This is a genomic window from Sphingobacterium sp. CZ-2, assembly GCF_004526235.1.
In the GTDB taxonomy this organism is placed as follows: domain Bacteria; phylum Bacteroidota; class Bacteroidia; order Sphingobacteriales; family Sphingobacteriaceae; genus Sphingobacterium; species Sphingobacterium tenebrionis.
On record NZ_CP038159.1, the window covers coordinates 2,911,540 to 2,932,452 of the forward strand.

Consider the following 20,913-nt stretch of genomic DNA (forward strand, 5'->3'; position numbering starts at 1 on the left):
ATAAGCATAAACAAAACCTATTTGGTTCAAGGTGGAAGTTGGATGGATGGGGCATGTAGGTAGGGTGTAAGTGACTTTTAGCACTTACATATCACTTACACCTCACTTGCAATGCGCTTGCATTAAGAAGACAATATATGTCTTGTCCTTTTATAGCTATACAGATTATTGGAAATAAAATAGATTCGTCACTCCTTAATGGCAATAAACCTTAGTCTCACATAATCAGCGTACCAGTTTTCATCCCTAAAATTGGTAGGTCTTATTTTTTCCTGAACCTCGTCTAATATATTTTCAGTGGTTTCGGGATCTAAATTTTCTAAATAGGAAGTAGCAAACATCTTCAGCCAGTTTTTCACACCATCTTTATCGGCTAATAAAGTTTCTCGCTCAAATAGAACAGCATACACAACCTGGAACCCATTTTTTTCCAGTAAAGTTGCATATTCTGAAATAGAAGGGAAATACCATATCTCTTTATCAGCAATTTCTTGGTTTCCTGTTTCAGCTAATATATGTTTTAAGGCGAGTCTGATTTTCTCCACATTTCCTTTTCCGCCAAATTCGGCGACAAATCGTCCTCCTTTTTTCAGACTTTTATAAACACTCTTTATTACAGCTTCTTTTTCCAGCATCCAATGTAAAGCGGCATTAGAAAATACAGCATCGAGGGTTTCTTTGTAATCAAAGTTTCGGGCATCCTCCACAGTGAACTTGATGGAGGGATATTTTTCTTTCGCTTTCCTGATCATTTCTTCGGAAAAATCTGTTCCCATTACAGTGGCCCCTTCAAGTTGGATTCGGTTGGTGAGATCACCGGTTCCACAACCTAAATCGAGGATAAGTTCGTTTTTGAGCGGAGCTAGGAGTTTTATAACGTCTTCGCCATATTGGGAAACAAATCCATGTTTCTGATCGTATAAATTTGGGTTCCATTTCATTAATCCTAAATATATAAAATTAATATGAATTTATTTTGAAGGAAAAATCATGCCTCCATACTATCGGGAAAATAAATCTGAAAATTGATTAAACTTAAATCTTTATTGAAAGTCATTAATTATGTTAAGATTTTATTTTAAGTTTTAAATTAATTAATCAAATCCAGTTTTATGAAATTAGCCCTTCGTGTTTGCTTCTTTTTTGCATTCGTATTTTCGTTTACAGCACAAGTCAACGCTGAACCTTTTCTTCCAAACAGTTCAAAAATTTCTTTATCCGATTCCACCATTTCCGAAAATTCAGAATTATTCTATCGAGTAGGGGAAAATCATCTTTTAGAGGTGGTTTATAAAGCCATATTCGGTGAGGATATTGCAAATACCATCCTATGGTTGAATGTTTTCAGTGAAAACTCCTTAATGAATTTCAGTGATAGTGATTTTCTGTTGTTAGAAAGCAATAAATCCGGAGGTTTTGAAATCTATGATGATTACAGCAATTATATTTCAGTAGCGCCTGATCTCGATAATAATTATTCATTGGAAACCAATAGCAATAATTGGGTGAAATCCCGCAGTAATCGATTCAATAAATGGTATTTCAGCACCGGTAAGGGGAGAGAGTATACCATGACCATGAAATTTAGTTTTGCAGGAAAAAGAACGGTCAAAGACGAGAAGGGTTATGAAATTACGGTAAATGGAAAATTAAATGGAAGTTATGAATTAAGTGATAATGAAGGTAGAAAAATGGAGATTAAATTTGATCGTTCCGGTGTATTCAGAATGATTGAAGGGGGTAAGGAGATAAAAACATTGGTCGTTCAAAGTCAACAAAGTTTTCGGTTGAATGATGCAGGCGGAGAGAGTGTTTCTATCCGAGCACGAGGACGTTTTAACGATTTAATTTTGACTTTTCCCGATGGTCAGGAGGTTTTTGTGAAGAATAGGTATAGGAAGCCATTACCAGTGGTAAAAGAGGAAGAGAAGAAATAAGAATTTATTAAATCTGATTTTCAATTAATTATCAAAATAGAGCCAATTCTCTTGCTAGATTGGCTCTTGCTTGTTCCTCGTATTTTTTCTGAAACCAAGCAGTTTTAAACACCTGTTCTTCCGCTAATAAATGCTTTAAAAATTTACTACGTCCGGAATTATAAATTGTGTCAGAAAACATGGCATATTCTTTCCGTATATTTTTAATATACTGTAGGTATATTTCCCATGGTTTCCCTAAAATGCTAAGATCCGCATCAATTAGGTAATTAAAATCAGATTCTTGGTGTAATTCGTGTTTTTTGGTTGATAAAATCAAATCTGCAATTTGATCAATTTGTTTATTATTTAGGTTTGTATTTACCAATCGCTCTCGTGCAAAATTGGCACTATCTTCCTCATTACAGCTAGAGTGGGGGAGATAAATTACATCATGATAGTATATTGCAAACCACAATAAATCAATATTTATCAGCATTTCCTTTACAGATTCCAATTCCATCAGCATTGCTGTAATGTGATCTAGATTATGGTAGTATCTTCCTTTGGCCTGATACTGTTCCTTTAGTTCAATCCAATTCTCCTTTCCCAGGTTAGTATCCGTTCCGTATTTTGAAAACAATCCGATAAAATGTAATTCTAAATTATTGATCATATTGGAGAGAGTAAATGTCCTTTTATAGTACGATCTTGAAAACTATTATTAACGTTTGTAGTGAATGTAATCGGTTAGAAGAGGGGTTAAACCATTTACCTTTAAATCGCTGGCTATTTGTGCTCTGTGATAAGTTGTATGGTTAATGATGTGAAATAATATATCTCGCACACTGCGCTCAAACTGTTGACCTTGAATATTTGCGTAAAGAATTATTTGGTCTAACTCATAAACTTCCAGAATATCTTCGCTCGACCTGAAATTTGCTAACTCGATTTCAAGCAGGTGTTCCCTTGGTTGATTTTGCCAAACTGCATATAAGTTTTTTTTTCCAGCTATTCTACAATTCCAGATGTGATGTGCATTTAATATATGGCTCATTAAAGACATCGTTCTATCAGAGATATGTGAAGGGTTTTGATTTATAATATCAATTAATTGTCGGTTGTAATATGTGCTATATTCTAGGAGTTCTTTAAAGAAATCTTTCATTTTTGATGCATTTACCAGATAAGTAAAAGGTCTAGATTATCCGAAAAACCTAGGATGAAAATTTAATTTTTAGATTTTCCCATTTTTTTAATTGCAATTTTTCTCAATTTAGGGTCCTCTTCATTATTAGCGATATTCGCTAACTCCATTTGGTCTGTTATTTTTTCAATTGCAATTTTTCTCAATTTACGATTTTCTTCATTGCTAGCGATATTCCCTAACTCCATTTGGTCTGTTATTTTTTCAATTGCAATTTTTCTCAATTTAGGATCTTCTTCATTGCTAGCGATATTACCTAATTCCATTTGGTCGGTTATTTTTTTAATTGCAATTTTTCTCAATTTAGGATCCTCTTCATTACTGGCGATATTCCCTAGCTCTATTCGATCGGTTATTTTTTCAATTGCAATTTTTCTCAATTTAGGATCCTCTTCATTACTGGCGATAATACCTAACTCTATTTGATCGATTATTTTTTCAATTGCAATTTTCCTCAATTTAGGATCCTCTTCATTACTGGCAATAATGCCTAACTCTATTTGATCGGTTATTTTTTCAATTGCAATTTTCCTCAATTTAGGATCCTTTTCATTACTGGCGATAATCCCTAATTCTATTTGGTCTGTTATAATTGAATTTTGTGCTTTTGTCGTTAAAAACAAGAACAGAAAAGAAGTTGAAAATATTAAATAAAGGATTTTTTTCATGTCTAAAGGATTATAATTGATAAAAATATACATGAGCATTATAATACTCAATAATTGGTTTAATGAAACTAATATACATATATTTTCGCTCAAAAATAGAAAGACCCCGCCATTTTATATTGACGGGGTTCTTGATTAAAAGACATTTATAATTACCGTTCTAAAATCGTTTAGAAAAGAATATGCTTCTGCTGTAGGACCATTCAATTCGTTTAACACCTTAGCATATAGCAATTCCACATCCGCATAACGATAAACGATATCGATTGTTTAAGTCTTCTATTGTAAAATTATTTTCGATTATTATCCAGGATGGGTAGCAAAATCAATATGACTTACGTTAGTATTTTTAACTAACCATTATTTGTTATGAAAATATTCACCTATTCTTTCATTGTATTGTTGATTTTCCAACTCTTTTCCTGTTCTAAAAGTGATGAATTAAAGTCATCCTCCTATTGGGGTAAGCGCGCGCAAGAAAAAAAAAGAGAGATCAATTTGTTGAGCGAATCTGTTCCATGTCAGGATATTTCTACTTTTAAAGTAGTTTATAAACACAATTATTTTTTATTCCATCCCTCTATACAGGCACAGTTTGATCGTTTATTGGCGGAGTATGATAACTATTTTAATAAAATGTTGGAAGCTGCCGTAAGGGAAGGGATTATATTTGACTTTTTATACCCGATTCCTCCAATCAAAGTAGTTTGTCGAGATGGTAAAGCTACTATGCTTTTTGTCCAAGATCTGACTATCCAAGAGGTGAATGAGGAGTTGCCTAAATTTAAAAAGAATATCATGGATTTCTATAAGGATGTAAACTGCACAGACCCATCTGAATGGGGTTCTATGATTTTGATTGTGAATTGTAATTATGAAGGGTTTGCAATTCATAAAACAATAAGGAATAAAGAATTTCACGAATTACTTCTAAATTATTATGAACTAAACAAAAGAAAGAACCAACTTGAGAATATTAAATGCGATGGAATGTCGAATAATAAGCAAGCTACTATATCTTGTAAAGAAGGCAAGCCAGTGGTGAATATTAGCAATTAAATAGGAACGACTATAAACAAAAAAAGCAACCCTTTTGGAGTTGCTTTTTTTGTGATCCCGCTGGGACTCGAACCCAGGACCCATACATTAAAAGTGTATTGCTCTACCAGCTGAGCTACGGAATCGGAATTCTTTATTTCAAGAACTACTTCGTTGTTTGAAGTGATGCAAAGGTAGAAAAAAGGTTGATATGTGCCAAATCTTTTATGCTAATTTTTATGTTCAACCAAATAACTTACTGTTTTTCAGTTTGATTATTTTTTCGCTTTAATCATACGTGGAACCCCATTCAGGTCATTTATTACCCATACTTCCGAAAATCCTTTTTTAAAAGTCATCTCCTGCGTTTCCTTCGCTAAATACTGGTTGATCTCAAAATATAAAACCCCATCCGCTTTGAGATGCTTCCGGGCAAATGAGGATATATGATCATAAAATAAGAGAGGCGCTTCATCTTCCACAAACAAGGCCGAATGTGGTTCAAACTGTAATACATTGGCATGCATTTCCTTTTTTTCCTCCTGAGTAATATAAGGTGGATTACTTACAATGATATCAAACTGCTCCTCCTGGAAAACAATCTCCCATTCCAGGATGTCCAGGCATCTGAAATTGATGTCGACCCCATTCTTCACCGCATTTTCCTTCGCAACGGCTATTGCTTCAGGAGAAAGATCGACGGCCATGGTCTGCGCATGAAAAAGGTTTTTCTGCAAAGCGATCGCAATACAACCCGATCCCGTACCGATATCTATAATTTGAAGATTGACAGACTCTCGAGCCGGAATCTTCTTAATACCTGATTGTAAATCTTTAGCAATGAATTGGAAATCCTTAACTATCAGATCCACTAATTCCTCTGTCTCCGGTCTTGGAATCAAGGTATCTTCTGTAACCAAGAAGTCCATCCCATAAAAGGGAGCTTTTCCCAAAATATGTTGAACAGGTTTTGCTGATTTCAACTGGGAAAGAACCTGCTGTAAAGAATGAAACTGTTGTGCATCTAGCACCATATCCTTCTCCAGCAAAAACTTAGCTTTCGAAATTCCCAATCGATCCAATAAAACAATTTGGAAGATGGATTTGATTTCATCTTGCTCATATAGACTGCTCAGCTCTTGCAGGAACTGTTGTTGGATGCTTCCTAAGGTTTCCATGCTGCAAACCTACAAAAAATGCTTCATTGTAAATTTTATTGGATTTAATTGATAGTTTTGCTGTGTTAGCAAAATTGAAAAGGGGAAACATGAACAGGGATGAATTATTCATGCAGCGATGTCTTGATCTGGCGGTATTGGGAGCCGGTAAAACCAGTCCCAACCCGATGGTCGGTGCTGTGATTGTACATGATGGGAAAATCATTGGCGAGGGATATACTTCACCCTATGGAGGTCCACATGCGGAAGTCAATGCGATCCAAGACGCAATACAAAAATTCCCGGAAACTGCAGAGAAGCTATTTCAAGAAAGTACCATCTATGTTTCTTTAGAACCCTGTGCGCATTTTGGTAAAACACCTCCATGTGCCGATCTCATCGTCTCCAAAAAGTTCAAAAAAGCTGTTATTGCCTGTCAAGATCCATTTGCAAAAGTAAATGGTTTGGGGATCCAAAAGCTGAAAGAGGCAGGAATCGAAGTAGTGATAGGTATTTTGGAAGAAGAAGCGAAATGGGTGAACCGACGCTTTTTTACCCGTCTAAAAGATTTTAGACCCTATATCATCCTAAAATGGGCAGAGACCAGGGATGGTTATTTTGCACCAGTGTATGGTTCCCAAAAGTGGATCAGCAATGCGGCCAGTAAACAATTGGTGCATCAATGGCGAACCCAAGAAGATGCGATATTAGTTGGCAAAGGTACTGCTCTTGCCGACAATCCCTCACTTACTGCCAGGGAATGGTCCGGTAGAAATCCAAAACGCGTTTTGATCGATAAGCGTTTGGAAATCAGCAGAGCGACTAATCTATATTCCACGGAAGCCGATACCATCGTTTTCAATGCCAAACAAACCGATTGGCAAGGAAACATCAAATTGATTGCACTCGAAAATTTCGACCTATATCTTCCCCAGCAGGTCTTATATCAATTATATCTGATGGATATACAATCCTTGATTGTAGAGGGGGGCAAGAAAACCTTAGAACAATTTATCCAGGCTGGCTTATGGGATGAAGCGCGCATTTTTAAATCCTCCGAAAACTGGGGAACAGGGATGGAAGCGCCGAAGATCAACGGGAGTATAAAAGAAAAATTAAAGGTAGGATCCGATATCTTGGAAATCCTTATAAAACCTTAATAATCAACTAATAATTTCTTATTACCTAATTTTTAGTTTTAGGGATGCGAATCCCCGAAGAGCTATTGCATTTTATCTGGCGTTTCCGGCTATTCAAGCCATTAATGATGAAAACCACTTGTGGAAAGCAGGTTCAGGTTATAAAACCAGGTCAATTTAACGAAGATGCAGGTCCTGATTTCCTTTTTGCCGAATTAAAGATCGACGGTCAACAATGGTTTGGACATATTGAACTCCATGTGGATGCGAAAGATTGGATGGTGCATCGTCATCATCAGGACGAAGCCTATAATGCTGTTATTCTGCATGTCATCTGGGAAGGGGAGATGGCCTGTTATCTTTCGGATGGAACTTGGATCCCCAACCTCAACCTTCAGCAGTTAGTGGATGAAGAAGTCTTGGAAAAGGCCTTGGATCTGCTTCATAATGGGCATTGGTTGTCTTGTGCCTATCGAATGAAAAAGATCCCCATGCATATCAAGCTCCAAACTGTTCAGCGGGCTGCGGTTGAACGTTTGGAAGGGAGGTATCAACAGATCATGCTTCAAAATAAACGTTTTAAAGGCGATTGGGAAAGGATAACCTTGAGCATGCTGGCTGGATCGTTTGGATTTAAGGTAAATAAACAAGCTTTTCTGGATTGGGCGGAACTGATCAACCTGAAATTGCTCGCCAAGTTCGCCGATAAGCCAAAAAGTATCCAAGCCATGTTCTTTGGTCAGGCGGGTTTTTTAACAGCCTATAAAGGGAAGGAAAGCTATCCGACACAATTGCAGAAAGAATATGAGTATATAAAACAGGGTTTCGGTTTAGCGGAAATGTCAGTTTATCAGTGGAAATTCCTCCGGATGAGACCGGCAAATTTCCCTACTATCAGATTAGCGCAGTTGGCGGGCCTCTACCACATTCGAACCAACTGGTTTTCAAAAATAGTTTCCAGCCATTATGTGGAAGACATCAAACAGGAACTCAGAAACACAACGATAAACAAATATTGGCGAACACATTATCACTTTGAAAAAACTGCGGAGGACCATAGCAACGAATTTTCAGAAACTTTTATGGATCTTTTGGTCATCAATTGTTTTGCACCCTTGTTATTTGCATATGGAAAACATATTCGAAAGGCAGCTCATATGGATCTGGCTATGGAATGTTTGGAAAGTATAGGGGCGGAGGAAAATGTTGTGACGCGGAAATACAGAAAGTCCGGTCTGCCTTCCTTCAGTGCGATGGAAAGTCAAGGTCTACTTCATCTCCAAACCCATTACTGCGATCTAAAAAAGTGCCTTAATTGCCCAATAGGGGCATATATTCTCCAGCAGCCTATCGACGTTTAAGCTTTTATTCTCCAGCAACCTATCGATATTTAAGCTTTCAGGATTTCCGCAATTTCATGGAATCCCTTTTCGGCAGCTAGATCCGATGCGGTCTTACCTTGGTCGTTCTGGATCTGGATATGTGCTCCATTTTCCAAAAGGATGATGATCAGGTCGATGTTTCCTTGCTGGGCAGCGATGTGTAATGGGGATATCCTGGAATTCTGTACCACATTGACTTCCGCACCTGCTTCGATCAGCATTTTTGCTATGTTGTCGTGCTGATTCAATAAGGCAGCGTGGATAGGGTAGCTCTGAAATCCGTTCTGGGAGTAGGCATTCGGATTGGCATGGTTTCTAAGCAGGATCCTCACAATATCCTCTTTTCCAAAATGGGCAGCTATACCCAATGGATAGAAGCCATGCGAAGATAGTTCATTGATCACTTCCGGCTTTTGATCCAACATCAGTTGTACCTGTTCTGTGAGTCCAGCAGCGCAAGCTTCATGGATCGTGATGCTAGTAATATATTTCAAAATGGTCTGAACGATCTGTGTTTTCTGATAATAACAGGCAAGCATCAATGGCGAGATTTCATGCGAAGTTTGTTCTTTGACCAATTCCGGATTTCTACTCAACAATAAATCCAGATCCTGATGGTTTCCCGTTTCAATATATTCTTCCAAGACAGATAGACTCATACACTCTTACATTTAATGTTACGAATTAAGCAAAAAAAACTTAAATTTATAATTCCTTCATAGGAATTCTTAAACAGCACGTTAAAATTGACGGGTTAAATTTTATGTCTTTATTACTAATTAATTTTAATGTTAACGAACATCATTTAATATTTGTAGCTATTCAGCTACAAAACCATAAATAAAACTATATTTTTTATTAAATTTTTAGACTTATAATTACTTTTGTAATGCCCTCCCCAAGGGCATGTTTTTCATAGGTAGATGTAGGGTCGAATATATTCTATTCGACCCTTTTTTATTGCCAACCATCCCTCAACCACCCCTCATCCAACTCTCCATCCAATCCCCACTTTGCCCATCACCCAATCCCCAGCAAAAAATTCCCTGTCTAAATACTAAATACTTTATACTAAATACTAGTACTTCTTACTAAATACTAAATACTAAATACTAATTTTACATCATGTCTAAAATAATAGTTGCTATTACAGGTGCCTCAGGTTCTATTTATGCCAAAGTATTGTTGGATAAACTTACCCTTCTGAAAGATCAGGTGAAAGAGGTCGGCGTGGTAATGTCGGATAATGCCAAGGATGTCTGGAAATTTGAACTGGGAGATGAGAGTTACAATGATTATTCCTTCAAATTCTACCAGAAGAATGATTTCATGGCGCCATTTGCATCAGGATCCGCTAAATTTGAGACGATGATCGTAGCTCCATGCTCCATGGGAACCTTGGCAAGAATCGCACAGGGAACTTCGTCAGATCTGACCACCAGAGCCGCGGATGTTATCCTGAAAGAACGTAGAAAATTGATCTTGATCACTCGCGAAACACCCCTTAGTTTGATCCACATCAACAATATGCAGGCTGTAACCCAGGCAGGAGGGATCGTTTGTCCAGCATCGCCATCTTTTTACAGCAGACCCGCAACTTTTGAGGATTTGGCAGCTACTGTGATAGACCGTGTCCTTGATATGGCCGGTTTTGACCTGCAGACCTACCGCTGGGGTAAATAGAAAAACCATAATTTTATCCTCGTAATCCAAAGGATTTTGTATTTTTGTTTTTTAATGAAACAGCTGTATCTATCTTTATTAGCATTCGTTATATCCAACAAAAATTACGATCACTATATTTTTGATTTTCAATATATTTCATGGGAACAATATTAATTACTTCTGCAACATTGGTTTCGGCAGGCCATCCGCTACACCTAACATCCGTTGATGTATTGGTTAAAAATGGAAAAATTGAGAAAATTGGCAAGTCTGTAAAGGCGGAAGGGAAGGTTCAGGAGATCAATGGGAAGGGAAGTTTTCTTTCTGTCGGTTTTTTCGATCTGAATGTAAACTTTGGCGAACCGGGTTATGAAACCAAGGAAGATATCCAAACAGGTACTGCTGCGGCAGCATCTGGTGGTTTTACCGGTGTAGCTGTACACCCGAATACCAATCCACCGATCCATTCCCGTTCAGAAGTGTCCCTGATCGTCAATACGGCAAAGGGTAACCTCGTTGATGTTTTTCCCGTTGGAGCAGTGAGCAAAAAAAGGGAAGGAAATGAATTGGCCGAACTGTTCGATATGAAGATCAATGGTGCCGTAGCCTTCAGCGATGGTAACCGCAGTGTACAGCAGGCAGGATTGATGGGAAGAGCGTTATTATATGCCAAAGGTTTCCAAGGATTGATCATGACCTTTCCGCAGGATGAATCCATTGCTGCTGGAAATAAAATGAACGAAGGGGAGGTGAGTACCTACCTGGGCATGAAAGGTATCCCTAACCTAGCAGAGTCCATCATGGTTTCCCGTGATCTATTCTTGGCCGAATACAATGAATCACCGATCCATTTCAGTACGATTTCTACCGAAGAATCGGTAGATCTGATCCAAAAAGCAAAAGCAAAAGGAATCCAGGTGACCTGTGATGTGGCTGCGCATAACTTGGTTTTTACCGATGAAGATGTCAAATCTTTTGATAGCCATTATAAGGTGAGTCCGCCATTACGCACCAAGCGTGATGTAAAAGCCTTGATCAAAGGCCTGAAAGATGGCGTGATCGATGCGGTGGTTTCGCAACATACTCCACACGAAATTGAATTCAAAGAAGTAGAATTCCAGATTGCGAAAGATGGCATCATCGCATCGCAAACTGTTCTACCATTACTGATCAAAGCCGGCTTCAACCCAGAAACGATTGTAGAAAAATTGGCAGAAAATCCGCGTAAGGTATTGAATCTGCCAGTTCCACAGCTCGTAGAGGGTGAGGATGCTAACTTGGTATTATTCAGTATGGATAAAAAATGGACTTTAGATAATAACAGCAATAAGTCCAAATCGACTAATTCACCATTATTTGGTAAGGAATTGACAGGCCAGGTCTTGGCAACGATCAATAACAACCAGGTAATCATAAACTAAACAATATGGAAGCGAAAGTAAAAAAAGCATTTGAGGCAAGTTTTAATGCCTATGCGAACTCTGAAAATATCGATGCGTCTGTGGTAAAGACAGCGTTGGAAAATGTATTCAATGCCGAAAAACCTTTTATGGATAAGGTGGCAGATATGGATGCTGTTTTTGATGAACATCAGCAATTTGAAGAATTGCGTGAATACACGTTTGATCTTCTCATGATCAATTTCTTCGCAGAAGATGTATTGAAACTGGAAGAAGATTACCTGGAATCGGAAGAATGGGAAGCCATCGAAGATGAGACCATTGAAAGAGGTTCGGAGATGCTGAACATCCTTTTATACCTGAAAGAATGCGCAGATGATGAGATCGAACCTTCATTGGATGATTTCCTGAAAGAATTCCTATTGGTGGAAGAAGATGAATTCCAGGACGAATACGAGATTTATGAAAATGTGATTGCCAATCAGTTGTTGGTTGATAGCTCTTATGAGCAGATCGCTAAGGTTGCCGATAGCCAGTCGAAAGATGAGGAGATTTATGAGCTGTTTTATCCTTTGGTTTCTTTCTTTTACGAGCAAAATCCAAATGAAGGACAATTGGGAGATTTTTCTAAGTATGCGGCAAATAAATCATTATCTTTAGCCTTATATCAATTAATGATCAACTTTAACAAATAAATTATGGAATTGACAACTAACGAAAATCCGCTATTGAAGAAGAAAGCAATTACCTATGGGATTATCCTTGGGGTGGTCTCGGTGGTATTGGCTATAGCTTCTATGTATATAACCATTAATGGAACCACGCTAATGAGTTCGGCTATCCAGGCAGGAGCAGTTAACTATATCCCTTTCTTGATTTTGGTAACGGTTTTTTCAAAATCCCTTCGTACGGCAAATGGTGGTTACTGGAGCTTTTCCGTAGCCCTTAAAAATATCTTCATCATGTTGGCAGTTACCGCACTGATCGGTACCTTGGCAACCATGATCATGAACTGGACCATGCCTCAGTTGCAGGAACAGGTATTGGATAAAACCCGCAATATGACCATCGAGTATTACGAGTCCATCAATGCTTCCGATGAAGCGATCGATACCATCGTAGCGGAATTGGATAAACAACGCGATGCCTTAGGTTCTTTGTCCATCGGACAGAATATCTTAGGTCTGTTCATCTATTTCTTGGTTTATTTTGTGTTGGCCCTGATCTTTGCCGCTATCTTCAAAAAAGAAAAACCAATGTTCAAAGAACAGGTAGCAACAGATTCTGCACATCCTTGGCAAAATAATCCCGAAGCTTAATAATCCTATTACCTCAATATTTTTTGATTAAAGGTATCATCTAAAAATGATACCTTTGTCATTATTACTTATGGATATATCAGTAGTCATACCTTTATACAACGAGGAAGAATCTCTTCCGGAGCTTTGCGCTTGGATCAAGCGTGTTATGGATGAGCATCAGTTCACATACGAGATCATCATGGTTGATGATGGGAGTAAGGATAAATCCTGGCAGGTCATTCAATCGCTGAAAGCGGAGAATGAGCATGTTACAGGCGTTCGGTTCCGTCGTAATTATGGGAAATCGGCCGCATTGAACGTAGGTTTTGCCGCAGCACAGGGCGATGTAGTCATCACCATGGATGCCGATCTTCAGGATAGCCCTGATGAGATCCCGGAATTGTACGATCGTATCAAGAACCAAGGTGCCGATCTGGTTTCTGGATGGAAGAAAAAACGTTATGATCCATTGACCAAGACCATCCCGACCAAGCTGTTCAACTCCGTTACCCGCAGCATGTCGGGTATCGATAATCTGCACGACTTCAATTGTGGGCTGAAAGCCTATAAAAAAGATGTGGTAAAGAGCATCGAGGTTTATGGAGAGATGCACCGTTATATCCCCGTATTGGCGAAATGGGCAGGATTCAGTAATATCCAGGAGCAGGTAGTTCAGCATTTTCCACGTAAGTATGGGACGACCAAATTCGGTCCGGGCAGGTTTGTAAAAGGATTCCTGGATCTGATGTCGATCTTTTTTGTGGGTAAATTTGCGAAAAGACCAATGCACTTTTTTGGCCCACTGGGCGTGATCAGTTTCCTGATCGGGATTTTTATCACCATCTACCTCATCATCGAGAAATTGATGAGCATTGCCAATGGTACAGCCTACCGGAATGTGACGGATCAACCGTTGTTCTACCTTTCTTTGGTAGCCATTTTGATCGGTTCGCAATTGTTCCTTACAGGTTTCATTGCCGAGCTGGTGTCCCGTAATGGTACAGACCGAAATAAATATCATATCGACCAGGTAATCTAAGATGTTCTTTTCAATCATTATTCCTTTATACAACCGGCCGGTAGAGATCAAGGAATTGTTGCAATCCCTTCTGGATCAACAATACCAAGATTTCGAGGTGATCATTGTGGAGGATGGATCCAGGAACAAGGCCGATCATATCATCGATCAATTCAAGGATCGATTGGATGTAAATTATTTCTTTAAGGAAAATGAAGGTCAAGGTTTCGCTAGGAACTATGGTTTTGAGCGGGCGAAAGGCGATTATTTCATCGTCTTTGATTCCGATATCATTGTACCTTCCGATTACCTGCTAAAAGTTAAGGCAGGGATCGAAAAGGATGGATTGGATGCCTTCGGAGGACCGGATGCTGCGCATCCATCGTTCACTGCTATCCAGAAAGCCATCAGCTATTCCATGACCAGCCCCTTTACCACTGGTGGAATCCGTGGTAATAAAAAGCATGTGGGCCAGTTCCATCCGCGAAGTTTCAACCTTGGTATTTCCAGAAGAATATGGGAACAGACAGGTGGTTTTAAACTCTCCCGCAGGTCGGAGGATATTGAATTCAGTATCCGGATGATCAATTCCGGGTTTAAGGTCGGATTGATCCCTGATGCCTTTGTGTACCATAAAAGAAGGACCAGCTTCGCTCAATTTTATAAACAGACCCATAGTTTTGGAAAGGGGAGGATCGATATCTATAAGATGTACCCCGCCGAACTGAAACCCGTGCATGCCCTACCATCCGTTTTTGTTTTGGGACTCGTGGTGTTGTTCATGATAAATGTCATCAATTTATTAACGATGAATGGGATCTATATCCTGAGTTTGTTAGGAACTCTTGGTAATTGTTTGTTATTATTGTATACAATAATGCTGTTCTTGCATGCCTTGATAACCTGCAGGAGCTTGAAAGTTGCCGTTCTTGCGGTGGTTGCAGCCTTTACGCAATTGATCGCTTATGGCTCCGGCTTTATCAGTCAGTATAGTAAACAGCTCTTGTATCCCGAAAAGAAGAATTCATGATAGCGCTTACACAAAGTAGTTTAGATAAATTAGAAATTTTGTTCAAAGAGCAGGGGTATCGATTGCGATTTGAGAAAGGTTCTTTCCGAACCGGTGCCTGTATGCTGCAAAATTCAAAGGTCATTGTGGTGAATAAATTCTCCAGTGTGGATATGAAAGTGCAATCCCTACTTCAGCTATTGCAGACTATCCCCATTGAGGAGAGCTTGTTAAGTGATAAGTTGAAGCCGTTCTTTCAACAGATTAAAAAAACAAAACTTACGGTTTGAGAATAACATTTTTAGGTACAGGTACATCACAGGGGGTTCCGGTCATCGCATGCTCATGTAAGGTATGCCGATCTACCGACCGACATGATAAACGTTTGAGGTCGTCCATTCTTTTGGAATATAACGACCATACCGTTGTTGTGGATACCGGTCCTGATTTCAGGTACCAAATGTTACGAGGCCAGGTACAGCAGCTGGATGCCGTACTGATGACCCATTCCCATAAGGATCATGTGGCGGGTCTGGATGATGTCAGAGCTTTCAATTACCAGCAACAGCAATCCATTCCGATCTATTCCAATAAGGCGACCCACGATGCCCTTCGCAAGGAATTCTATTATGCGTTCAGCGATTTCAAATATCCAGGAGTTCCGCAATTGGAACTGGAGGAAATCTTCCCTGGCCAATCTTTTGAATTGTACGGAAAAGAAATCCTGCCCATAGAGGTGATGCATTATAAAATGCCGGTTTTGGGTTTCCGGATCGATGATTTTGCCTATGTTACCGATGCGAAGACCATTTCAGAAGAATCCTTTGAGCTGCTGAAAGGTGTGAAAACATTGGTTTTGAATGCGCTCCAAAAAGAACCACATATTTCCCATCTTACTTTAGCAGAGGCAGTAGAAGTTTCTGAACGGATCCAACCAGAAAGGACTTATTTAACCCATATCAGCCATCGATTTGGGACCCATGAAGAAATTTCCGCTTTACTTCCTCCTAACATTTTTGTGGCTTACGATCAGTTAATTATCGAAGAATAATAAAAAATAATTCATCTCATAAAACAATTGTGATTTTTCATTGTTCAACCATATGAAATCACATTTATTGAATTAATTATTTAAACACTTTAAAAACTGATTTGCTATGGGAAATATTTTGTATTTAATTGCAGTAGTTTTAGTCATTATCTGGGCTATCAGCTTCTTCGGAGGTTATGCGACAGGTGGTATTATTCACATCTTATTGGTGATCGCCATCATTGTTATTTTACTTAGGGTTATACGAGGTAACGCCTAGATAGATTATTCTAATAACAGCTGAGCAATAGCTAAATCCTCTTGATAAGTGATCTTCAGGTTCTGATGTTCACCGGGAAAGATGAGGAGGTTATTGCTCATTTTATTTTCATTCCAATTTTCCACCACCGATGCATCATCGGTAAAAGATGCTGATTCCTCTTGTTCATAGGCTTTCAGCAATAAATCTGCTTGAAATACCTGTGGCGTCTGCACCAACCAAACCTGGTTTCTATCCACAGCTTCACTCTTATTTTCATTTCCAAATCGTACAGAACTGCTGCTTTGAACAGCAGGGATAACCGCATGATGTCCATTGGCAACTTCCTGGTATAAAGCATCGATCAACTGCGTAGTAAGAAGGGGTCTTGCTGCGTCATGAACTGCAATTATGGCATTCGCTGGGTCTGGAATAGAATTTCTTAATGCTATCAACCCGTTTTTCACGCTCTGAAACCTACTGGCTCCTCCATGGCATAGGATATGTGGTATATGAAAATCATATTCACTACAGAGTTCCCTCCAATAGGATTCCATTTCGGAAAAAAGGACCAATAGGATTTGAGGCTTACTTTGGGCCTGATGGAACTTTAAGAGGGTATGCATTAAGAGCGGTTTACCGTTTATTGGTATGTACTGCTTTGGGAGGTTTCCACCCATCCGAGATCCAGTTCCAGCCGCTACAATAATGACATAGTTTTGTTCCATGTCATAAAGGTAAAAAAAATAGATTTGGCTCGATGCGAAAGCATAGTGAAAGTAATGTAAAAGTATGTATTTAGTATGTAAAGCTTATAAAAACATGCTTTAAGTATGCTTAAACCTTGAATTTACCAAGAAAACATAGGGTTTACATAGGAAAAACGATAGCAGGAAATGTAAAAGCCATCAAAAAAGAAGCCGTATAAAACATAGTTTCATACGGCTTAATCAATTGTTGAATTATTTATCTTAGATGATTAACATCGCATCGCCATAGCTGTAAAAACGATATTTTTCTTTAACCGCTACTTCATAAGCATTCATAACGTTCTCATAACCTGCAAAGGCAGCAATCATAACTAATAGAGTAGATTGAGGCGTATGGAAGTTGGTGATCATCGAGTTTGCAATACTGAAATCGTAAGGAGGGTAAATAAATTTACTTGTCCAATCGTTTGCAGCTTTCAGGTGTTTGTCGGCAGACACTGAAGATTCAATAGCACGCATAGAAGTAGTACCTACTGCACAGATACGACGTTTAGCATCGATTCCCTTGTTCACCACACGAGCAGCTTCTTCAGAGATAATGAATTGCTCCGAATCCATTTTGTGCTTGGTCAAATCTTCTACCTCCACGGTACGGAATGTTCCCAGACCAACGTGTAAGGTTACTTCTGCAAAATCAACCCCTTTTAGTTCCAGACGTTTCATCAATTCGCGCGAGAAGTGAAGTCCTGCTGTTGGAGCAGCTACTGCACCTTCATTTTTAGCGTAGATGGTTTGGTAACGGAATTTATCCTCTGGTGTTGCTTTACGTTTGATGTATTTTGGAAGAGGGGTTTCGCCAAGGATTTCAATGTTCTTGCGGAATTCCTCATCGGTTCCATCAAAAAGGAAACGGATGGTACGGCCGCGAGAAGTGGTATTGTCTACTACCTCCGCTACTAATAAATCATCATCTCCGAAATATAATTTATTACCTACACGGATTTTACGAGCTGGATCTACCAACACGTCCCATAGGCGTAATTCTTTGTTTAATTCTCTTAAAAGGAATACTTCAATGGTAGCACCAGTTTTCTCTTTGTTTCCATACATACGGGCAGGGAAAACTTTGGTGTTGTTCAATATCATGACATCTTTATCATCAAAGTAATCCAATACATCTTTGAAGATTTTGTGTTCGATTTTTCCAGAATCGCGGTGTAAAACCATCAAACGAGATTCGTCTCTTTGTTCAGATGGTTCAGAAGCTAGCAGAGACTCCGGTAGATTGAAGTTGAATTGAGATAATTTCATTTTATATGAATCAGTATTTATTGCCCTCTAGCCTTACTGGGGCTAGATTTTATAAAGGCTTACAAAAGTACGAAAAATTAAATAATTACACTGTCATATAAGATAATACCTACTTTTCTGTAAGAATTTATTTATTAATATTGGATTCTTTAAAATATATTGTAATTTAAAACGGCATTTGAAATGCCTTGAATTCCACAGAAACTAACTTTTATGGCAGACAGCACACGAAAAGAAGATTTTGCAAACGACCTACTTCCACATACCGAGAGTTTAGAAGAGATGCACCATGTGAACAATCCAGTATTGGATTTACCACGCATTGAAAAACAGTACCTTTCTAAGGTTCAGGGCTATACCCAAGAACGAAATTCCTTTTTCTTTACCGATGGGCGATCAAAGGTAGAGGTCAAAGTATTCTCCGAAGAGATCATCCGGATCCGATTGGCGCCTGAAGGGGTGTTTTTGGAAGATTTTTCCTATGCGGTGAGTTTCAAGGAAGAAGTCTTTGTAAACTGCGAAGTAACAGAAGATGAAGCCTATTTCCGGGTAAAAACCAGTGCAGTGACCTGCTCCATCAAAAAGGACAATTTCTTCATTTCCTTCTCTGAAGAGGATGATACCGTTCTGAACAGCGACCATGCAGCCATGCATTGGGAGGAGAATGTTGACTATGGCGGATATTACGTTTACTGCAGCAAGGAAGCCAAATCCGATGAGGTTTTTTATGGATTGGGCGATAAAGCCTCCAACCTCAATCTAAGAGGAAGAAGGGTGAAGAATTGGAATTCGGATACCTATTCCTATGCTTTCAACCAAGATCCGCTCTATAAGACTATTCCATTCTACATTGGTGTAACCGAAGGAAAGGCTTACGGAATTTTCTTTGATAATACCTTTAAGACCTATTTTGATTTCGCTTCGGAACATCCGAACCAAACAAGTTTCTGGTCGGAAGGTGGCGAACTACAATACTATTATATCCACGGTCCTCAGATGATGGATGTGGTAAAGAGATACCATAGCTTAACGGGCACCCATTATATGCCACCTATGTGGGCTATTGGATACCATCAATGTCGCTGGTCGTACTATCCGGAGAACAAGGTTCGGGAAACGGCCTACGAATTCCGTAAGCGGGAGATCCCTTGCGATGCGATCTACCTGGATATAGACTATATGGATGGGTATCGTTGTTTCACTTGGAACAAGCGTTATTTCCCAGATCCTAAGAAAATGATAGCCGATCTGAATGCCAATGGCTTCAAGACGGTAGTGATGATCGATCCAGGAATCAAAGTGGATGAAAACTACTGGGTATTCAAGCAGGGACAGGAGAACAACTATTTCTGTCGTCGGGGTGATGATTATTTTATGGAAGGTTTTGTTTGGCCAGGCCGTTGTCAATTCCCGGATTACACCAACCCAGAGGTGAGGACCTGGTGGGGAACCTTATACAAAGGACTGGTAGATGATGGCGTTGCAGGATTCTGGAACGACATGAACGAACCGGCTGTTTTTGGAAGAGGAACATTCCCCGATGATGTTAGGCATCAATTTGAAGGTCATCGCGGATCACATCGCAAAGCCCATAATGTCTATGGCATGCAGATGGTTCGTGCAACCTACGATGGGTTGAAGAAATTATATAAGAATAAACGTCCATTTACCATTACCAGAGCGGCTTATGCTGGTACACAACGCTATTCGTCTGTTTGGACCGGAGATAACATCGCTACTTGGGAACACTTGCGGATCGGGACATTACAGTTGCAGCGGTTATCGGTTTCTGGGCTTTCTTTCTGTGGCACGGATATCGGTGGGTTTACGGGCGAGCCTGATGGTGAACTCTATACCCGTTGGATGCAGTTTGGGGTGTTTTCCCCGTTCATGCGTGTGCATTCGGCAGGCGATACCCGCGACAGGGAGCCTTGGAGTTTCGGGCCAGATTGGGAGCAGATCTGTAAGAAGTTCATTGAATTGAGGTATAAACTACTTCCTTATATCTATACCTGCTTTTGGATGCAGCATAGGTATGGGGAACCTATTCTTAGGCCGATATCCCTTCTGGAACAGCATATTGCCAAAAACCTGCAACGTGAGGAAGAATTTACCTTCGGTCATCAATTATTGGTGTCGCCGGTTTTGCATCCTGGTCAATTGAATAAGATCGTTTATCTTCCTGAAGGTAGCTGGTATTATTATTTCGATCATACCCCATATGCCGGTGGGCAGGAGCATACCATCGATACACCGATGGATGAAATGCCATTCTTTGTTCGGGGTGGAAGTATCATCCCTGAATTTCCGGTCATGCAATTTACCGGAGAGCGTAAAATTGAGTCCTTAAAGATGACGTTCTATTTTGCGGAAGGACAGCATGAATCACATCTGTATTCCGATCATGGGGAAACCTTTGCTTATGAGCAAGGGGTGTATGTAGAGAAAAATTTCATTGCAGAGTCTACCCAAAACACGGTTCAGATCGTGCAGGGGGAACAGGGCTTGTATACACCATATTATTCGGACTTTAATCTTTACTTGGTCGGATTACCATTTGATATGAAGCAGGTTACTGTGGATGGTATGAAGGTAAATGTTAGCAAGGACGAAGATGGATTGGACTATATCAAATTAGAACGCGACTTCAAAAAGGTCATCATTCAATAATAACTAAATAAACTAAACAGAATAGCTTAATAG

The 20,913-nt window shown here is 39.3% G+C and carries 22 protein-coding genes and 1 tRNA gene; 14 read left to right on the top strand and 9 right to left on the bottom strand.

Going from position 1 to position 20,913, the window contains the following annotated elements:
* Positions 1-188: 188 nt before the first annotated feature.
* Positions 189-941 carry a class I SAM-dependent methyltransferase gene (locus E3D81_RS12775; RefSeq protein WP_134777662.1) on the bottom strand — a complete coding sequence of 251 codons (753 nt, stop codon included), beginning with the start codon at positions 939-941 and terminating at the stop codon, positions 189-191.
* Between the two features lie 171 nt (positions 942-1,112).
* Between E3D81_RS12775 and E3D81_RS12780 the strand changes: the two genes are divergently transcribed.
* Complete coding sequence (locus E3D81_RS12780; protein ID WP_134777663.1) at positions 1,113-1,937, top strand: hypothetical protein; 825 nt, start codon at positions 1,113-1,115, stop codon at positions 1,935-1,937.
* A gap of 31 nt (positions 1,938-1,968) precedes the next feature.
* Here E3D81_RS12780 and E3D81_RS12785 read toward each other — a convergent pair whose 3' ends face one another.
* The 3 genes from E3D81_RS12785 to E3D81_RS12795 all read right to left on the bottom strand — a co-directional run bounded on the left by E3D81_RS12785 (position 1,969) and on the right by E3D81_RS12795 (position 3,791).
* Positions 1,969-2,592, bottom strand: coding sequence for a hypothetical protein (locus E3D81_RS12785; RefSeq protein WP_134777664.1), 624 nt, complete (start codon positions 2,590-2,592; stop codon positions 1,969-1,971).
* Positions 2,593-2,640: 48 nt separating this feature from the next.
* Positions 2,641-3,084, bottom strand: coding sequence for a DinB family protein (locus E3D81_RS12790; protein ID WP_134777665.1), 444 nt, complete (start codon positions 3,082-3,084; stop codon positions 2,641-2,643).
* Positions 3,085-3,146: 62 nt separating this feature from the next.
* Positions 3,147-3,791: a hypothetical protein gene (locus E3D81_RS12795; RefSeq protein WP_134777666.1), complete on the bottom strand. Its 645-nt coding sequence runs from the start codon at positions 3,789-3,791 to the stop codon at positions 3,147-3,149.
* Positions 3,792-4,160: 369 nt separating this feature from the next.
* Here E3D81_RS12795 and E3D81_RS12805 point away from each other — a divergent pair, with 369 nt between their 5' ends.
* The gene (locus E3D81_RS12805) at positions 4,161-4,850 is read left to right on the top strand and encodes a hypothetical protein (RefSeq protein WP_134777667.1); all 690 of its coding nucleotides are present in this window, start codon (positions 4,161-4,163) and stop codon (positions 4,848-4,850) included.
* A gap of 52 nt (positions 4,851-4,902) precedes the next feature.
* On the opposite strand, the gene E3D81_RS12810 is transcribed toward E3D81_RS12805, so the two are convergent.
* A tRNA-Lys gene (locus tag E3D81_RS12810) sits at positions 4,903-4,975 on the bottom strand.
* A 129-nt stretch (positions 4,976-5,104) separates the two neighbouring features.
* On the bottom strand, positions 5,105-6,007 hold the full coding sequence (gene prmC, locus E3D81_RS12815) for a peptide chain release factor N(5)-glutamine methyltransferase (protein WP_134777668.1): 903 nt from the start codon (positions 6,005-6,007) through the stop codon (positions 5,105-5,107).
* A gap of 89 nt (positions 6,008-6,096) precedes the next feature.
* On the opposite strand from prmC, the gene ribD reads away from it, so the two are divergent.
* Positions 6,097-7,146: a bifunctional diaminohydroxyphosphoribosylaminopyrimidine deaminase/5-amino-6-(5-phosphoribosylamino)uracil reductase RibD gene (ribD, locus tag E3D81_RS12820; RefSeq protein WP_134777669.1), complete on the top strand. Its 1,050-nt coding sequence runs from the start codon at positions 6,097-6,099 to the stop codon at positions 7,144-7,146.
* 44 nt (positions 7,147-7,190) lie between these two features.
* Positions 7,191-8,486 (top strand): DUF2851 family protein, encoded by a 1,296-nt coding sequence (locus E3D81_RS12825; protein WP_134777670.1) that lies wholly within the window; start codon positions 7,191-7,193, stop codon positions 8,484-8,486.
* A gap of 29 nt (positions 8,487-8,515) precedes the next feature.
* On the opposite strand, the gene E3D81_RS12830 is transcribed toward E3D81_RS12825, so the two are convergent.
* Positions 8,516-9,166 carry an ankyrin repeat domain-containing protein gene (locus E3D81_RS12830; RefSeq protein WP_134777671.1) on the bottom strand — a complete coding sequence of 217 codons (651 nt, stop codon included), beginning with the start codon at positions 9,164-9,166 and terminating at the stop codon, positions 8,516-8,518.
* Between the two features lie 466 nt (positions 9,167-9,632).
* On the opposite strand from E3D81_RS12830, the gene E3D81_RS12835 reads away from it, so the two are divergent.
* The 9 genes from E3D81_RS12835 to E3D81_RS12875 all read left to right on the top strand — a co-directional run bounded on the left by E3D81_RS12835 (position 9,633) and on the right by E3D81_RS12875 (position 16,210).
* The gene (locus E3D81_RS12835) at positions 9,633-10,190 is read left to right on the top strand and encodes a UbiX family flavin prenyltransferase (RefSeq protein WP_167554295.1); all 558 of its coding nucleotides are present in this window, start codon (positions 9,633-9,635) and stop codon (positions 10,188-10,190) included.
* Between the two features lie 140 nt (positions 10,191-10,330).
* Positions 10,331-11,593, top strand: a complete 1,263-nt coding sequence (locus tag E3D81_RS12840) for a dihydroorotase (protein WP_134777673.1) — start codon at positions 10,331-10,333, stop codon at positions 11,591-11,593.
* A 5-nt stretch (positions 11,594-11,598) separates the two neighbouring features.
* Complete coding sequence (locus tag E3D81_RS12845) at positions 11,599-12,267, top strand: hypothetical protein (RefSeq protein ID WP_134777674.1); 669 nt, start codon at positions 11,599-11,601, stop codon at positions 12,265-12,267.
* Positions 12,268-12,270: 3 nt separating this feature from the next.
* Entirely contained in the window at positions 12,271-12,891 is a 621-nt protein-coding gene (locus tag E3D81_RS12850; RefSeq protein WP_134777675.1) for a DUF4199 domain-containing protein, read from the top strand.
* A 70-nt stretch (positions 12,892-12,961) separates the two neighbouring features.
* A complete protein-coding gene (locus E3D81_RS12855) occupies positions 12,962-13,912 on the top strand; it encodes a glycosyltransferase family 2 protein (protein WP_134777676.1) in 951 nt (316 codons plus the stop codon).
* Between the two features lies 1 nt (position 13,913).
* Positions 13,914-14,921, top strand: coding sequence for a glycosyltransferase (locus tag E3D81_RS12860; protein WP_134777677.1), 1,008 nt, complete (start codon positions 13,914-13,916; stop codon positions 14,919-14,921).
* Complete coding sequence (locus E3D81_RS12865; protein ID WP_099368032.1) at positions 14,918-15,190, top strand: hypothetical protein; 273 nt, start codon at positions 14,918-14,920, stop codon at positions 15,188-15,190. Before E3D81_RS12860 ends, E3D81_RS12865 begins: the two co-directional genes overlap by 4 nt.
* Entirely contained in the window at positions 15,187-15,951 is a 765-nt protein-coding gene (locus E3D81_RS12870) for an MBL fold metallo-hydrolase (protein ID WP_134777678.1), read from the top strand. Before E3D81_RS12865 ends, E3D81_RS12870 begins: the two co-directional genes overlap by 4 nt.
* 106 nt (positions 15,952-16,057) lie before the next feature.
* Entirely contained in the window at positions 16,058-16,210 is a 153-nt protein-coding gene (locus E3D81_RS12875; protein ID WP_134777679.1) for a lmo0937 family membrane protein, read from the top strand.
* Between the two features lie 5 nt (positions 16,211-16,215).
* Here the strand turns inward: E3D81_RS12875 and E3D81_RS12880 are convergent, their stop codons facing one another.
* Positions 16,216-16,917: a 2-C-methyl-D-erythritol 4-phosphate cytidylyltransferase gene (locus E3D81_RS12880; protein ID WP_134777680.1), complete on the bottom strand. Its 702-nt coding sequence runs from the start codon at positions 16,915-16,917 to the stop codon at positions 16,216-16,218.
* 243 nt (positions 16,918-17,160) lie between these two features.
* Entirely contained in the window at positions 17,161-18,210 is a 1,050-nt protein-coding gene (gene queA, locus E3D81_RS12885; RefSeq protein WP_099368029.1) for a tRNA preQ1(34) S-adenosylmethionine ribosyltransferase-isomerase QueA, read from the bottom strand.
* A gap of 213 nt (positions 18,211-18,423) precedes the next feature.
* On the opposite strand from queA, the gene E3D81_RS12890 reads away from it, so the two are divergent.
* Positions 18,424-20,880, top strand: coding sequence for a glycoside hydrolase family 31 protein (locus E3D81_RS12890; RefSeq protein ID WP_134777681.1), 2,457 nt, complete (start codon positions 18,424-18,426; stop codon positions 20,878-20,880).
* Positions 20,881-20,913 lie beyond the last annotated feature (33 nt).

Excerpts from the sequence above, each read along its gene's own strand:
- E3D81_RS12875 (WP_134777679.1), top strand. The coding sequence starts at position 16,058 with ATGGGAAATATTTTGTATTTAATTGCAGTAGTTTTAGTCATTATCTGG.
- E3D81_RS12825 (WP_134777670.1), top strand. The coding sequence starts at position 7,191 with ATGCGAATCCCCGAAGAGCTATTGCATTTTATCTGGCGTTTCCGGCTA.
- E3D81_RS12805 (WP_134777667.1), top strand. The coding sequence starts at position 4,161 with ATGAAAATATTCACCTATTCTTTCATTGTATTGTTGATTTTCCAACTC.
- E3D81_RS12880 (WP_134777680.1), bottom strand. The coding sequence starts at position 16,917 with ATGGAACAAAACTATGTCATTATTGTAGCGGCTGGAACTGGATCTCGG.
- prmC (WP_134777668.1), bottom strand. The coding sequence starts at position 6,007 with ATGGAAACCTTAGGAAGCATCCAACAACAGTTCCTGCAAGAGCTGAGC.
- E3D81_RS12795 (WP_134777666.1), bottom strand. The coding sequence starts at position 3,791 with ATGAAAAAAATCCTTTATTTAATATTTTCAACTTCTTTTCTGTTCTTG.
- E3D81_RS12780 (WP_134777663.1), top strand. The coding sequence starts at position 1,113 with ATGAAATTAGCCCTTCGTGTTTGCTTCTTTTTTGCATTCGTATTTTCG.
- E3D81_RS12860 (WP_134777677.1), top strand. The coding sequence starts at position 13,914 with ATGTTCTTTTCAATCATTATTCCTTTATACAACCGGCCGGTAGAGATC.
- E3D81_RS12840 (WP_134777673.1), top strand. The coding sequence starts at position 10,331 with ATGGGAACAATATTAATTACTTCTGCAACATTGGTTTCGGCAGGCCAT.
- E3D81_RS12865 (WP_099368032.1), top strand. The coding sequence starts at position 14,918 with ATGATAGCGCTTACACAAAGTAGTTTAGATAAATTAGAAATTTTGTTC.
- ribD (WP_134777669.1), top strand. The coding sequence starts at position 6,097 with ATGAACAGGGATGAATTATTCATGCAGCGATGTCTTGATCTGGCGGTA.
- E3D81_RS12890 (WP_134777681.1), top strand. The coding sequence starts at position 18,424 with ATGGCAGACAGCACACGAAAAGAAGATTTTGCAAACGACCTACTTCCA.
- E3D81_RS12790 (WP_134777665.1), bottom strand. The coding sequence starts at position 3,084 with ATGAAAGATTTCTTTAAAGAACTCCTAGAATATAGCACATATTACAAC.
- E3D81_RS12830 (WP_134777671.1), bottom strand. The coding sequence starts at position 9,166 with ATGAGTCTATCTGTCTTGGAAGAATATATTGAAACGGGAAACCATCAG.
- E3D81_RS12845 (WP_134777674.1), top strand. The coding sequence starts at position 11,599 with ATGGAAGCGAAAGTAAAAAAAGCATTTGAGGCAAGTTTTAATGCCTAT.
- E3D81_RS12835 (WP_167554295.1), top strand. The coding sequence starts at position 9,633 with ATGTCTAAAATAATAGTTGCTATTACAGGTGCCTCAGGTTCTATTTAT.
- E3D81_RS12785 (WP_134777664.1), bottom strand. The coding sequence starts at position 2,592 with ATGATCAATAATTTAGAATTACATTTTATCGGATTGTTTTCAAAATAC.
- E3D81_RS12775 (WP_134777662.1), bottom strand. The coding sequence starts at position 941 with ATGAAATGGAACCCAAATTTATACGATCAGAAACATGGATTTGTTTCC.
- queA (WP_099368029.1), bottom strand. The coding sequence starts at position 18,210 with ATGAAATTATCTCAATTCAACTTCAATCTACCGGAGTCTCTGCTAGCT.
- E3D81_RS12855 (WP_134777676.1), top strand. The coding sequence starts at position 12,962 with ATGGATATATCAGTAGTCATACCTTTATACAACGAGGAAGAATCTCTT.
- E3D81_RS12850 (WP_134777675.1), top strand. The coding sequence starts at position 12,271 with ATGGAATTGACAACTAACGAAAATCCGCTATTGAAGAAGAAAGCAATT.